12 protein-coding genes are annotated in these 13040 nt (G+C 67.2%); 8 read left to right on the forward strand and 4 right to left on the reverse strand.

Annotated elements, in window-relative coordinates; translation table 11 throughout:
* Nucleotides 1-8 precede the first annotated feature (8 nt).
* Together GOARA_RS15080 and gad are read right to left on the reverse strand one after the other, a co-directional pair.
* On the reverse strand, nt 9-1253 hold the full coding sequence (locus GOARA_RS15080) for an adenylate/guanylate cyclase domain-containing protein (protein WP_138947720.1): 1245 nt from the start codon (nt 1251-1253) through the stop codon (nt 9-11).
* A gap of 91 nt (nt 1254-1344) precedes the next feature.
* The gene (gene gad, locus GOARA_RS15085) at nt 1345-2736 is read right to left on the reverse strand and encodes a glutamate decarboxylase (protein ID WP_007323272.1); all 1392 of its coding nucleotides are present in this window, start codon (nt 2734-2736) and stop codon (nt 1345-1347) included.
* Between the two features lie 116 nt (nt 2737-2852).
* Between gad and GOARA_RS15090 the strand changes: the two genes are divergently transcribed.
* The 7 genes from GOARA_RS15090 (at nt 2853) to GOARA_RS15120 (ending at nt 10112) form a co-directional block, all read left to right on the forward strand.
* A complete protein-coding gene (locus tag GOARA_RS15090; RefSeq protein WP_007323273.1) occupies nt 2853-3242 on the forward strand; it encodes a hypothetical protein in 390 nt (129 codons plus the stop codon).
* A 205-nt stretch (nt 3243-3447) separates the two neighbouring features.
* Complete coding sequence (locus tag GOARA_RS15095; RefSeq protein ID WP_007323274.1) at nt 3448-5685, forward strand: NADP-dependent isocitrate dehydrogenase; 2238 nt, start codon at nt 3448-3450, stop codon at nt 5683-5685.
* A gap of 325 nt (nt 5686-6010) precedes the next feature.
* On the forward strand, nt 6011-6958 hold the full coding sequence (locus tag GOARA_RS15100) for a DUF4129 domain-containing protein (protein ID WP_007323275.1): 948 nt from the start codon (nt 6011-6013) through the stop codon (nt 6956-6958).
* Nucleotides 6955-7461, forward strand: coding sequence for a hypothetical protein (locus GOARA_RS15105; protein ID WP_007323276.1), 507 nt, complete (start codon nt 6955-6957; stop codon nt 7459-7461). Before GOARA_RS15100 ends, GOARA_RS15105 begins: the two co-directional genes overlap by 4 nt.
* On the forward strand, nt 7458-8429 hold the full coding sequence (locus GOARA_RS15110; RefSeq protein WP_007323277.1) for an AAA family ATPase: 972 nt from the start codon (nt 7458-7460) through the stop codon (nt 8427-8429). The genes GOARA_RS15105 and GOARA_RS15110 overlap by 4 nt, the downstream gene beginning before the upstream one ends.
* Nucleotides 8430-8439: 10 nt before the next feature.
* Nucleotides 8440-9696: a DUF58 domain-containing protein gene (locus tag GOARA_RS15115; RefSeq protein WP_007323278.1), complete on the forward strand. Its 1257-nt coding sequence runs from the start codon at nt 8440-8442 to the stop codon at nt 9694-9696.
* Nucleotides 9693-10112, forward strand: a complete 420-nt coding sequence (locus GOARA_RS15120) for a hypothetical protein (RefSeq protein WP_007323279.1) — start codon at nt 9693-9695, stop codon at nt 10110-10112. Before GOARA_RS15115 ends, GOARA_RS15120 begins: the two co-directional genes overlap by 4 nt.
* A 201-nt stretch (nt 10113-10313) precedes the next feature.
* Here the strand turns inward: GOARA_RS15120 and GOARA_RS15125 are convergent, their stop codons facing one another.
* Together GOARA_RS15125 and GOARA_RS15130 are read right to left on the reverse strand one after the other, a co-directional pair.
* On the reverse strand, nt 10314-10961 hold the full coding sequence (locus tag GOARA_RS15125) for a response regulator (protein WP_007323280.1): 648 nt from the start codon (nt 10959-10961) through the stop codon (nt 10314-10316).
* Nucleotides 10958-12106, reverse strand: a complete 1149-nt coding sequence (locus GOARA_RS15130; protein ID WP_007323281.1) for a sensor histidine kinase — start codon at nt 12104-12106, stop codon at nt 10958-10960. The genes GOARA_RS15125 and GOARA_RS15130 overlap by 4 nt, the downstream gene beginning before the upstream one ends.
* 161 nt (nt 12107-12267) lie before the next feature.
* On the opposite strand from GOARA_RS15130, the gene GOARA_RS15135 reads away from it, so the two are divergent.
* The gene (locus tag GOARA_RS15135) at nt 12268-12732 is read left to right on the forward strand and encodes a DUF6326 family protein (RefSeq protein ID WP_007323282.1); all 465 of its coding nucleotides are present in this window, start codon (nt 12268-12270) and stop codon (nt 12730-12732) included.
* Nucleotides 12733-13040: the final 308 nt, after the last annotated feature.

Genomic DNA, 13040 nt, shown 5'->3' on the forward strand with positions numbered 1-13040 from the left:
CATCGACGCTAGGCGGCCAGCGCCCCCCGGCGCGGACGCTCGCCGACGAGGAACCACGTGTTCTGGTCGTCCTTGCCCTTGACGGCGACGACCCCGCGCTCCTCGAAAACGAAGCTGCCGGCCAGTCTGTCGCGCACCGAGGCCGTCACCTGGATGCGGCCCGGCACCCCTGTCGATTCCATTCGCGACGCCAGATTCACCGCGTCTCCCCATACGTCGTAGAAGAACTTGGTCGAGCCGATGACTCCCGCGACGACGGGGCCGTCGGCAAGGCCGACCCGCAACGGCATGGCACCGCCGTCGGCGCTGTTGACCGCGGCGCACACGTCGTGCATGTCGAGGGCGAAGCGCGCCAGCGCTTGCAGGTGGTCAGAACGCGGCTCGGGAACGCCGCTGACCACCATGTACGAGTCCCCGGTCGTCTTGATCTTCTCCAGGCCGTGACGTTCCACGAGCGCGTCGAGCTCGGTGTAGAGACGATCGAGAAACCGCACCACTTCGGTCGGCGACGTGTGACTGGACATGGCCGTGAATCCCGCGATGTCGGCGAAGAGGATCGAGGCGTCGTCGTAGGTGTCGGCGATCTCCATGTGTGTCGGCTGTTTGAGCCGTTGCGCGATGCTGCGCGGCAGGATGTTGTCCAGGAGCGCTTCCGACCGCTCGTACTCCTCCTCCAGCGCGTCTTCGGCGCGCTGGATCTGCAACAGTCCGTAGCCGACGATCACGAAAGCCAGCACACTCGCCCCGACGGCGTTAGCGATGAAGCCCACCGTCATCAGCCAGTCGGGCAACCGCCCGGTGTTCGACGGCACACCCAGGTGCAGACCCACCACGGCCGTGATCGCGATACCGAGGACCGCGAGTGCCAGCACGGGTCGTTTGCTTCCGACGATCATCGGCGCGGCCGCCGCCATGATGACGAAGTACAGGGACAGCCCGGCGCCGGTGCCGATGATGAGACTGAGCACGAGCAACGACACAGTGGCCGTCGCGACGAAGCCGATGGCCGGCGCCAACGGGCCGAGCCGTTTCAGCAACGGCACGAGTGCGATCGCGAGCGCGACGACCAGATTGGCCGCGCCGACCTGTGGTGAACCGGCGGCGAAACTGACGGCGGCGAAGGCGAAGCCGACCACGGCCGACCCGTAGGAGGCCACCGACACCAGCCGCTGACCCCGCACGTCCACCTCCGAGGGTGCGTCCAATCGGTCGCCCGAGACGCACCACGTTCGAAAGTCGGCGCTGGCCGGCATTGTCCGAGCGTAGCGCGACTTCTGATCGCACGGGGCGCACATGAACAGCACGGCGCACCGCGCCCGGCACCGGCGGGAGACTCCGGATCGGTCAGTGGTGGAAGTGGGTGCCGGTCGCCTCCCGGCGCATCGGGCTGTTGAGCGAGTCGAGGAAGGCGACCTCGGTCTTGATGTCGGCCAGCAACGACTCCGCGAGATCGTGGCTCAGCCCGAAACGCACGACGATGCGTTGCAGCGTCATGTCCGCCAGGTTGTCCGCCATCGGGTAGGCCGGCACCTGCCATCCCTTGAGCCGCAGGCGTTCTTCCAGGTCGTAGAGCGTCCAGTTCTCGGTATAGCCGTCCTTCAGCTTCCACGCGAAGGCCGGAATGGTGTCGCCCTTGCTGACGAGGTCGAATGGGCCCAGCGCCGCGATCTGCGAGGACAGGAACTGCGCGACGTCGAGCGCCCCCTGCTGAACCGCGGTGTAGCCGGCACGGCCCAGCCGCAGCAGCTGGTAGTACTGCAGCAGGACCTGGGCGCCGGGCCGCGAGAAGTTCAGCGCGAGCGTCGGCATATTGCCGCCGAGATAGGCGCAGTGGAAGACCATCGATTCCGGAAGGTCGGCGACGCTGCGCCACACGATCCAGCCGACGCCCGGGTAGACCAGCCCGTATTTGTGGCCGGAGGTGTTGATCGACGCGACGCGGTCCACACGGAAATCCCATTCGATGTCCGGATGGCAGAACGGCGCCACCATCCCGCCCGATGCGGCGTCGACGTGGATCTTGAGGTCGAGCCCGGTCGAGGCGTGGATCTCGTCGAGTTTCTCGGCGATGGCCTTCACCGGCTCGAATAGGCCGGTGAACGTTTGCCCCATGATCGCGACGACGCCGATCGTGTTCTCGTCGACGTAGTTCTCCAGGTCGTGGCCGTCCATGACGAGATGGTCGGCATCCACCGGAACCCAGCGCGGCTCGACCTCGAAATAGTTGCAGAACTTCTCCCAGCACACCTGCACGGCGGTGGACAGCACCACGTTGGGACTGTCGACCGGCTTCCCGTCGGCCACCCGCCGCTCGCGCCAGCGACGCTTGAGCGCCAGCCCGCCGAGCATGCACGCCTCCGACGAGCCGATGGTCGACGTGCCGATCGCATTGTCGATATCGGGGTTGTTCCACAAGTTTCCGATGATCCGCCAACAGCGTTCCTCGATCGCGGCCGTCGCGGGGTACTCGTCCTTGTCGATGATGTTCTTGTCGACCGTCTCGGCGTAGAGGTCGCGCGCGTGCTTGTCCATGAACGTCGAGACGAACGTCGCCAGGTTGAGGCGAGCGTTGCCGTCGAGCATCGCCTCGTCGTGAACGATCTGATAGGCCGTCTCCGGAGCCAGCATGTCGTCGGCGATCTCCCACCGCGCCAGCGACGTTGCCTCACCCGGCCGGAGGAAGACCGGACTCAGATACATCCGATCGCTCTCGTTGATCCGCCTGTGGTCGACCATGATCCTCCCCGCTCGTCGGAAACCGGACACACCAATGAAGCCACACGACACGGGTTTCGATCGGGGAACCGACAAGCGCGCACGCCTGCGCTGGCGGTCGGGTAGGTTCGGCGCGCATGAGAATCCGCATCGCAGCCGCCAGTGCCCTCGCCGTCGTCGCCCTTACCGCCGGGTGCGGTCCGTCTGCCGACGAAAGGTCGACGTCGACCCCGCCGACACAGTCCCAGGCGGCGACGCCGACCGGTGCGCCCGTCGGCTCGGCCACGTTGGAAGTGCAAGGGTCGGGCACCGCGACCATCCGGTATCGGATCAACGGAGCCGATGAGGTCGTCGAAGAGAACGCCGCCCTGCCGTGGACCAAGACCTACGACGTGTTCCCGGAGATCTCGACATCGGTGAAGGCCGAAGGTCCCGGTGCCAGCGGGTGCACGATCACGATGGCCGGCAGTCTGGTCTCGTTCGTCACCGATCCGAACCCGGAGTGCAGCTACGCGCACTACGGCTGACCGGAGGAGCCCCGGTCGCCCGGGCCACACATCGAGGACCCGGTCCGGGCGTCGGACGCCGCCGACGACCGTTACCGCCGCGTCGCTCTCCCGCTCGCGATAGGTTGGGTGTGCCACCGGTGCTTACCCCGCGCACCGGACAAATCGAGTCGGCCACAAACAGGCCGCTGAGCAGATCCCCACCCAGAGGATCAGGAGAGCACACGTGAGTTCCGAGCAACGCACCATCTTCTACACACTGACCGACGAAGCACCGCTTCTCGCGACCTATTCGTTTCTTCCGATACTGGAAACCTTCGCCGGTGCTGCCGGGATCGACGTCCAGACCAGCGATATCTCGCTGGCGGCGCGCATCCTCGCACAGTTTCCCGACTATCTGACCGAGGAGCAGCGGGTCGGCGACAACCTCGCGGCCCTGGGCGAACTCGCGCTGCGTCCCGAGGCCAACATCATCAAGCTGCCGAACATCAGTGCTTCGGTCCCGCAGCTGACCACCGCTATCGCCGAACTGCAGGAGAAGGGCTACGCCCTCCCCGACTATCCGGCCGACCCGAAGACCGACGAAGAACGCGAGATCAACAAGCGCTACTCGAAGGCGCTCGGCAGCGCGGTGAATCCGGTGCTACGGCAAGGCAATTCCGATCGTCGGGCACCGAAGGCCGTCAAAGAGTACGCGCGCAAGCACCCGCACAGCATGGGCAAGTGGTCGATGGCGTCGCGGACCCACGTCGCCCACATGACCGAGGGCGACTTCTACCACGGCGAGAAGTCCATGACGCTCGACAAGGACCGTGACGTGCGGATGGAACTGACCGGCGCCGACGGGCAGAAGGTCGTGCTCAAGGAGCATGTGGCGCTGGGCAAGGGCGACGTCGCCGACTCGATGTTCATGAGCCGCAAGAAGCTGTGCGAGTTCTACGAGGAGCAGTTCCAGGACGCCTTCGAGACCGGCGTGATGCTCTCGCTCCACGTCAAGGCGACGATGATGAAGGTCAGCCATCCGATCGTCTTCGGCCACGCCATCAAGGTGTTCTACAAGGACGCCTTCGCCAAGCATCAGGATCTGTTCGACGAGCTGGGTGTGAACGTCAACAACGGCATGTCGGATCTGTACAGCAAGATCGAGGCGCTGCCCACCACCAAGCGCGACGAGATCATCGAAGACCTGCACGAGTGTCACGAGCACCGACCCGAACTCGCGATGGTCGATTCGGCGCGCGGCATCACGAACTTCCACTCCCCGTCCGATGTGATCGTCGACGCCTCGATGCCGGCGCTCATCCGGGCCGGCGGAAAGATGTACGGCGCCGACGGCAAGTTGAAAGACACGAAGGCGGTCAACCCGGAGTCGACCTTCGCCCGCATCTACCAGGAGATGATCAACTTCTGTAAGACCAACGGGCAGTTCGATCCGACGACGATGGGCACCGTCCCGAACGTCGGCTTGATGGCGCAGAAGGCCGAGGAGTACGGCTCGCACGACAAGACCTTCGAGGTCCCGTTCGCCGGTGCCGCCGATGTGGTCGACAACGAGACCGGCGAAGTCCTCATGACTCAGCACGTCGAGGAGGGCGACATCTGGCGCATGTGCACCGTGAAGGACGCGGCCATCCGCGACTGGGTGAAACTGGCCATCACGCGTTCACGGCTGTCGGATACGCCGGTGCTGTTCTGGCTCGACCCGTACCGGCCGCACGAGAACGAGCTGATCGCCAGGGTCCGCGAGTATCTGAAGGAGCACGACACCGAGGGCCTCGACATCCAGATCATGTCGCAGGTGCGGTCGATCCGGTACACGATGGAACGACTCATCCGCGGCCTCGACACCATCTCCGCGACCGGCAACATCTTGCGCGACTACCTCACCGACCTGTTCCCGATCCTGGAGCTGGGCACCAGCGCCAAGATGCTGTCGATCGTGCCGCTCATGGCCGGCGGAGGTCTGTACGAGACCGGCGCGGGCGGCTCCGCTCCCCGCCACGTCAAGCAGCTCGTCGAAGAGGACCACCTGCGCTGGGATTCGCTCGGCGAGTTCTTGGCACTTGCGGTCAGCTTGGAAGATCTCGGTCGCAAGGGCGACAACCCGAAGGCCACCGTTCTGGCCAAGGCTCTCGACGAGGCGACCGGCAAGCTCCTCGAGAACGACAAGAGCCCGTCGCGGACGACCGGCGAGCTGGACAATCGCGGCAGCCACTTCTACCTGACCTTGTACTGGGCCGAAGCGCTCGCCGCCCAGACCGACGACGCCGAACTCGCCGCACAGTTCAAGCCGCTGGCCCAGCGATTGGCCGCCGACGAGGAGAAGATCATCGCGGAGCTGGCCGAGGTACAGGGCAACCACGTCGATCTCGGCGGCTACTACGCGGCCGATCCCAAGCGGTTGTCCGAGGTGATGCGCCCGAGCGCGGCGTTCAATGAGGCCCTGGAGACGGTCGACGTCTGAACCTGGTCTTAGACAGTGATCGAGTGCCTGCCCCACGGTAATCGAGAGCGACACAACCGAGGCCAGCACCCGCCAGGGTGATCGAGTGCCCGAGGAGCGAAGCGACACGGGCGTATCGAGATCACCGCACCCAAACAGGCCAAACCACTCATAGACCGGGCGGCGATGTCCCCGACGGTGATCGAGTGCCCGAGGAGCGAAGCGACACGGGCGTATCGAGATCACCGCACCCGGCCAACCCAGGCCACCCCTGGCGAGTCGTGTGTCACGATGAAAACGAAGACACTTTCGACGCAGCGATGGACCGCGACCAGACGGGGTCGACATGGACCGTTCGGACAACCGCATACTCCGCGTCGGCGTCGTCTTCGGCGCCGTCGCGTTGGCCCTGGTCGCCCTGCGCGGCCGACTCCCCGAGTCCGACACGAGCGCATCCGCGCGTAGACCCGCCGACGGTGCGGCGACCATGATCACGCTGGTCGCGCTCGGCCTCGTCGCCGCAGCGATCCTGGCGCTCACCCTGGTCGAGGCGTACCGGGCGCAACGCGTGAAGCCCCAGATCCCGATGCAGCCGCGCGCCAGGAGCCCGCGCCCACGCCTGCGCCATGTGCTGGCCGCGGTCCTCATCATCGTCGCGGTCCTCGCGGCGATGGGCGTCCTCCTGGCGATCCGCGTGCCCATCGGCCCCGACGATGCGCAACCCACGCCCTCACAACCCAGTTCAGGGCCTGGTACCGACCAGCCTCGACCGCCGCCGGCCGCCGACGGACAGATATCCGACGTGCCCACCGCTCCCATTGTTGCGGTGGCCGTACTTCTCGTCGCACTGGCCGTCGGTGGAACCATCCTGCTCGCCGCACGGTCGCCGTCCGGGGCGATGGCCGGGGAAGCGTCGTTCGATCCCGACGAAGGTCCCTCCCCCACGACCGACGACCCGCCCGCGGCGTTGGTCCGCGCGGCCACACTCAGTCTGGCCGAGGTGACCCAACCCGGGCGGGATCCACGAGCGGCGATCATCGCCTGCTACGCCGTGATGGAACGGGAACTCGCCGATGCTCCCGGCGTCGCGCCGCAGCCCTCGGACACCCCTTCGGAAGTGCTCGACCGTGCGGTTGCCCGCGGCGCGTTGCACCGCGAGACCGCGGCGGCGGCTCCGCTGGTCGGTCTGTTCGCCGAAGCCCGGTTCAGCCCGCACGAGATGACCGAACGGCATCGCGAGTCCGCGGTGACCTGGCTGCGTATGTTGCTCGACGACCTCGGGGGCCGACCATGATCGACCGCTTGGTCATGGCCGGGATCGTCGTGGTGGCGGGCCTCGTGGTCGCCGCGGCGGTGGGCCCGCTGCGGCCCCATGCGCTCCTGGTTGGTGGCGCGGTGGCGGCCGTCATCCTCGGTGTGCTCCGGCTGTCGATATCGCTCGGGGCGCGCTCGGCGCCCCCGCCCCAACCGTGGGACTCCGAGCGCGACGACGCCTTGGTGCGCTGGCAGGCGCGGACCCGCAACCTGATCGCCTGGGCGGACGGAACGCGCGGCGACTGGGACCGTCATCTGCGCCCGATTCTGGCGCGGGAATTTCTCATGGCCACAGGCAACCGGCACGGAGCTGCGAGACGCGGTGCGACGGCGGGAACCCTCGGGGCGACCGGCCGGATGACGTTCGGCCCCGAGCTGTGGCCGTGGGTGGATCCGCTGGGCGCCAACTACGCCGACCGGGACCAGCCCGGACCCGGCCGGGACACCCTGGACGCCATCCTGAAGCAATTGGAGCAGCTATGACATCCGGTCCTGTCCCGTCGATAGCAACCACCGCCCGGCGGGCCGAGGAGATCCTGACCGAGATCGAACGCGTCGTCGTCGGCAAGCGAGATGCCTTGCGGCTCATCATGATCGCGGCGCTTGCCGGTGGCCACGTGCTGCTCGAGGATCTCCCCGGACTCGGCAAGACCCTCATCGCCCGGTCGTTCGCGGCCGTTCTGGGTCTCGACTTCACCCGGGTTCAGTTCACTCCCGATCTGCTGCCGGCGGACCTGCTCGGCTCCACGATCTACGACATGTCCTCCGGCCGATTCGAGTTCCGGCCCGGACCGATCTTCACGCACCTGCTCCTCGCCGACGAGATCAACCGGACTCCGCCCAAGACCCAGGCCGCCCTACTCGAAGCGATGGCCGAGGGCCAGGTCAGCGTCGACGGTCTGACCCGCCCGCTCCCCAGCCCGTTCATGGTGCTGGCCACCGACAACCCGATCGAGTACGAGGGGACCTATCCCCTGCCCGAGGCGCAACGCGATCGCTTCGCGCTGCGGCTGCGACTCGGTTATCTCGACGAATCCGACGAGACCCGGATGGTGCGACGTCGCCTGGACCGCGGGTCGGTGCCGCCGACGCTCAGCCAGATCGTGGACCAGCATGAGGTATCGGCCATGCGGGAGGCCGTGGAACAGGTCGACGTTCACGACGACATGGTGCGCTACGTGGTGGCATTGGCCGCGGCGTCCCGCACCCACCCGCAGGTAGAGGTCGGGATCAGCCCACGAGCCGAACTCGACCTGGTGCAAATGGCGCGCGCCCAGGCGCTGCTGGCGGGCCGGGACTATGTAATACCCGAGGACGTGAAGACCCTTGCGGTGGCCGCGACCGCGCATCGGATCAGTCTGCGCCCCGAGATGTGGGTCCGTCAGATCCACGGCGACGATGTGATCGATGACTTGCTCCGGCGTCTGCCCGTCCCGCGCACGCCGAAATGATGTCTCGCCGATGAGTACCGTCGTCCGCCCTAATCATGTGCCGATCGTCTGGCGGCCGTCGCCGCTGACGATGTCGTTGGCGACGTGCGCAGCGGTTGCCGTGGCGTTGGCGGTACTCGCCGGGCGATGGCAGTTGTTCGCTTTCGCCGCACCGATGGTGGGCATCCTGGCCGCCACCGCCAGGCCGCGCGACGATGCCGCCGCCGTCTGGGTGCGCGCAGATCCGTCGGTGGCGCGCTGTTTCGAGGCGGAGACGATCGACGCACTCCTGTATCCCGAATGCGATGCGCCGCAATCAATCCTGACGATCACCGGGGTCGACGTGGACCCCGGAGTCGAAGTGGAACTCGATCCGGGGGCGGCCGGGACGGCCACTATCCGGGCCACCGCCGAGCGCTGGGGCCGGTACCGCGTCGGGACGCACGTCCAGGCGATCACCCGTTCCGGGTTCTTCGCGGCATCCGTGGTTGTGCCGGCCGTCGACCTGTGGGTGTTTCCGGTGGCCGATCCGCCCGCCACTCCCTTGCCCGATGCCGAACTCCCCGACCGGATCGGCACCCATCTCACCCGCCACCACGGCCTGGGAGTGGAATACGCCGACATCCGCCCCTATGTGCCCGGCGACCAATTGCGCGCGGTGAACTGGCGGGTGAGTGCGCGGCGTGGGCAGCTGCACGTCACCGACCGGTTCACCGACCGCTCCGCCGATCTCGTCGTCGTGCTCGACACCCACCCGCAGCCCCGGGGGCCTGCGACTGCGGCGAGCGACCGGGTTGCCCGCGGCGCGACTCAGGTCGTCGACAGCGCCTTGCAGGCGGCCGATCGGGTGGGGGTCGTGACGCTGGGCCGCCAGGTGCGATGGCTCCGGCCCGACATCGGGCGCCGACAGTTCTATCGGGTGCTCGACACCATCCTCGACGCCGATGACGCACAGCGCGACGAAGGCACACTCGTCCCCCGAATGGCCATGCCGCCCAACGCGATCGTTATCGCATTCTCCACGCTGCTCGACACCGATTTCGCACTCGCTCTGGTCGACCTGCGCACGCGGGGGCATCGCGTCGTCGCGGTCGACGTGCTCCCCGGCTCACCGTTCGCCGACGACACCGACGCGACCATCGCCCGATGGTGGCGGCTGGAACGGTCCGGCATGTATCGGGATCTCACCGCGGTCGGTGTCGATCTGGTCGCCTGGCACCCCGATGTCGGACTGCATCTGGCGATGCACGTCCTGGGGGCCGGCGCGGGCACCGGGAGACGACGATGATCGCCACCGAGGCGTTCCTGCTGAACGCGGCCATCGGGCTCCTCGCCGTCGGCGCTGCCGGATTAGCCGTTCTCGGATGGTTCATCCGTCCGGCGGCAACCATGGCCGTGGCATGCGTTGCCGGTTTGCTCGTCTTGGTCGACGTGCCCGCGGTGGCGGCGGTCGCCGCGGGCTGCCTGGCCGCGGCCTACCTCCTGGGCGTGCATTCGGCGGCGATACCCGGCGTTAACGCGTTCACCGGGACGGCCATGGGGGCGGCGCTCGGCGGCTGCGCGGTGGCGCTGTTCGCGAGCGTCCTGCCCGCCGACTGGCAGTGGTGGCCGCTGCTAGGTCCGGTCGCGGCCGTCGTGATCTATGCGGTAGCGATAGCCGGGCTGGTCCGCCCCATCAAACGCGAGCCCCGACCACGCTACTGATCGTCGATGCACGGTGCTAGGTGATCGAGTGCCCGAGGAGCGAAGCGACGCGGGCGTATCGAGATCACGCCACCCGGCCCGCCCTGGGTGATCGAGTCCCATTTAGGTGATCGAGTGCCCGAGGAGCGAAGCGACACGGGTGTATCGAGATCACCGCCACCCGACAGGCCAGCCACCAGGTGACGGCAGGCCGTCGGACAATCAAAGACGACCGGTCTCGTGGGCCCACATGGCGACCTCGACGCGGTTCCGGGCGCCGAGCTTTCGCATGAGGCTGGCGAGATGGGCCTTGACGGTGCTCGGGGTGATGCACAGCTCGCCGGCGATCTCGCCGTTGGTGCGGCCCCGAGCGACAGGCACGAGGACTTCCTCCTCGCGGGCGGTGAGCGGCTCGATCGGCTGCCTCGGTGGTGAGGTCTGTGAGTGGGCGAACGCTGCGAGCAGTCGGACTGTCACGTTGGGCGCGATCAGTGCGTCCCCGTCGGCGGCGGCGTGAATGGCCTGGGTCAGCAGAGCGGGTCCGGCGTCCTTCAGCAGGAACCCGCGCGCCCCGGCTTTGAGCGCCCCGTGAACATATTCGTCGAGATCGAAGGTGGTGATGACCACGATCGGCAGGGGGTCGGTGACATCGGGGCCGGCGAGACGTCGTGTGGCCTCGATGCCGTCCATCATCGGCATGCGAACATCGAATAGCCCGACGTCGGGGCGCAGTTGGAGAGCCAGTCGGACTGCTTCGCGCCCGTCTGCTGCCGCGCCGACCACCTCGATGTCGGGTTGGGCGTCGAGCAGCATCGTCAGCCCGGTGCGCACGATGGGCTGGTCGTCGGCGATGAGCACCCTGATGGTCATCGCGTCCTCCGGGTTCGGGGCAGGTTGGCCTCCACTCGCCAGCCTCGCTCGGCGACCGGACCTGCCTGGAGGGTGCCGCCGAGCAGTGAAGCGCGTTCTCGCATGCCCACCAGGCCGTAGCCTGCCGGGGCCCGGCCGCCAGCGCCGGAGAAGCCGTCGTCGTCGATCGTCAGTCGTATGTGGTCAACGTCGCCGATGACGGCGACGTTGACCTGGGTGGCGTGGCGGGCGTGCCGTCGAGCGTTCGTGATGGACTCTTGGGCCAGGCGGTAGATCGCGGCCCCCACCGCCGGGCTGAGGTCGTCGAACTCGCCGGACAGCGTCACGTCAACGCGGGGACGCGTCTGGTCGTCGGTGGCGAGCTGCTCGACCTCGGCCACGCCGGGCTGCGGCGCGAACTCGGTGTTCTGGGTATCGCGGAGTACACCGACGATGGCGCGCAGCTCAGTGAGGGTTCGGGTCGCCGCGTCTTCGATGGTGGCTAAGGCCTCGACCGCGCGCTCGGGGTCGGCCGCCGCCACGGCGCGCCCTGCCTGGGCCTGGATGGCAATGCCCGAGACGTGGTGGGCGACGGTGTCGTGGAGTTCGCGAGCGAGCTGTTCGCGTTCGCGGGCCTTGGCTTCGTCGATGTCGCGGACGCGGATCTTCGCGCGATAGCGGATCGCGGCGCCGAGCGCTGCGGCGAATAGGAAGAACGCGTACGCGGCGACCTTGTCCGCCAAGCTGGTGGGGTCCGCGACGGTGGTGATGGGCAGCCAGAGCAGGATGATGCCGAGACCGGTCGCGGCCTCCCGGCCGGAGCCCCACCGGAACAGGGCGTAGGCCAGGATCAGCGTCGCGAACATGCTGTTCAGCAGCGCGCCTTGTGACTCGGTGAGGATTCTGACGATGTCGACGATCGTCAGGGTGCCGAAGGCGACCGCCACCGCGAAGAAGGGGTGCGTACGTCGCCACAGCAGCGGACCGACGGCAGCGAGCGTCGCGAGCAACAGCAGCGGGCGCGGCGCCAGATTCTGGCGGAGCACCGCTTCCGCCAGGGACCAGCAGATCAGCGCTGCGACCAGGAACCAGTCCCGGGGTCCCGGGCCCGGGGGGTTCGTGGGTCGAGGCTCGGCCCACAGTGAGCGCAGTGCGTTGGTGCCCATCTGATCAGCCTAGGCATCCCGTGTCGGCGGCGTATCGGCCGAAAGTACAAGAGTTCAGCCATACCAACGGCCAAGCCGAATCTGTCTCCGGGGCCGATGTGCCCGCCGCCGACATCGGTGAAGGTGAAAGCACCCAACCGATCAAGGCAAGGATCATCGTGATGACAACACCTCAATCCCGCACTGCGCTAGGCAACTCGCCGTCCCCGAGCGCGCTGGAAGATCCGCGCATGCCCGTGCAGGCCAAACTTGCGGCGGCCTGGACCAGCTTCATGTTCTTCTACATCTACGTCGACTACTTCGCCCTGTACAAGCCCGGCTTCATCGACGACATCCGGCGCGGCGTCGTCTTCGAGTTCGACATCAGCCAGACGTTGTTGGTCGTCTTCCTCACGTCCATGGCGATCTCGATCTTCATGATCCTGCTGTCCATGACGCTGCCAGCCCGCGCGAACCGCGCCATCAACCTCGTCGTGGCATCGCTGAGCATCCCCTACGCGATATTCAACGGAGTGGGTGAATCCTGGACCTACTTCTACGTTCTCTCGATCGGACTCGAGCTACTGATCCTGGCCTTCATCCTGCGCACAGCCTGGACCTGGCCCCGCCACACCGCATCGCCGTAGCGCCGGACCACTTCAGTCGACGGTGATCGAGCGGCTGATTGGGTGATCGAGGTTTCGATACGGCGGCTCCTTCGTCACCGCCACTCAACCCACCTGCGCCCGAGGAGCGAAGCGACTCGGGTGTATCGAGATCCCCCCGGCGACTAAGTCCTCGACGGCCACGCGGGCCGGACCGCCACTACGATCAGGTGATGTCCGACCCTGCTTCCGCTCAGTACTTCGGTGCGCTAGATGCGTTGGTTCAGACCTCGGACGTAGTAATCGACCGCCCCGCCGGAAGCCCTCACCCCAGGGTGCCCGAGGCGGTC

Source organism: Gordonia araii NBRC 100433 (assembly GCF_000241265.1).
Taxonomy (GTDB): Bacteria; Actinomycetota; Actinomycetes; order Mycobacteriales; family Mycobacteriaceae; genus Gordonia; species Gordonia araii.

Bases quoted from the DNA above. Each gene is read 5' to 3' on its own strand.
- GOARA_RS15080 (WP_138947720.1), bottom strand. From the start codon at position 1,253: ATGCCGGCCAGCGCCGACTTTCGAACGTGGTGCGTCTCGGGCGACCGA.
- gad (WP_007323272.1), bottom strand. From the start codon at position 2,736: ATGGTCGACCACAGGCGGATCAACGAGAGCGATCGGATGTATCTGAGT.
- GOARA_RS15090 (WP_007323273.1), top strand. From the start codon at position 2,853: ATGAGAATCCGCATCGCAGCCGCCAGTGCCCTCGCCGTCGTCGCCCTT.
- GOARA_RS15100 (WP_007323275.1), top strand. From the start codon at position 6,011: ATGGACCGTTCGGACAACCGCATACTCCGCGTCGGCGTCGTCTTCGGC.
- GOARA_RS15105 (WP_007323276.1), top strand. From the start codon at position 6,955: ATGATCGACCGCTTGGTCATGGCCGGGATCGTCGTGGTGGCGGGCCTC.
- GOARA_RS15110 (WP_007323277.1), top strand. From the start codon at position 7,458: ATGACATCCGGTCCTGTCCCGTCGATAGCAACCACCGCCCGGCGGGCC.
- GOARA_RS15115 (WP_007323278.1), top strand. From the start codon at position 8,440: ATGAGTACCGTCGTCCGCCCTAATCATGTGCCGATCGTCTGGCGGCCG.
- GOARA_RS15120 (WP_007323279.1), top strand. From the start codon at position 9,693: ATGATCGCCACCGAGGCGTTCCTGCTGAACGCGGCCATCGGGCTCCTC.
- GOARA_RS15125 (WP_007323280.1), bottom strand. From the start codon at position 10,961: ATGACCATCAGGGTGCTCATCGCCGACGACCAGCCCATCGTGCGCACC.
- GOARA_RS15130 (WP_007323281.1), bottom strand. From the start codon at position 12,106: ATGGGCACCAACGCACTGCGCTCACTGTGGGCCGAGCCTCGACCCACG.
- GOARA_RS15135 (WP_007323282.1), top strand. From the start codon at position 12,268: ATGACAACACCTCAATCCCGCACTGCGCTAGGCAACTCGCCGTCCCCG.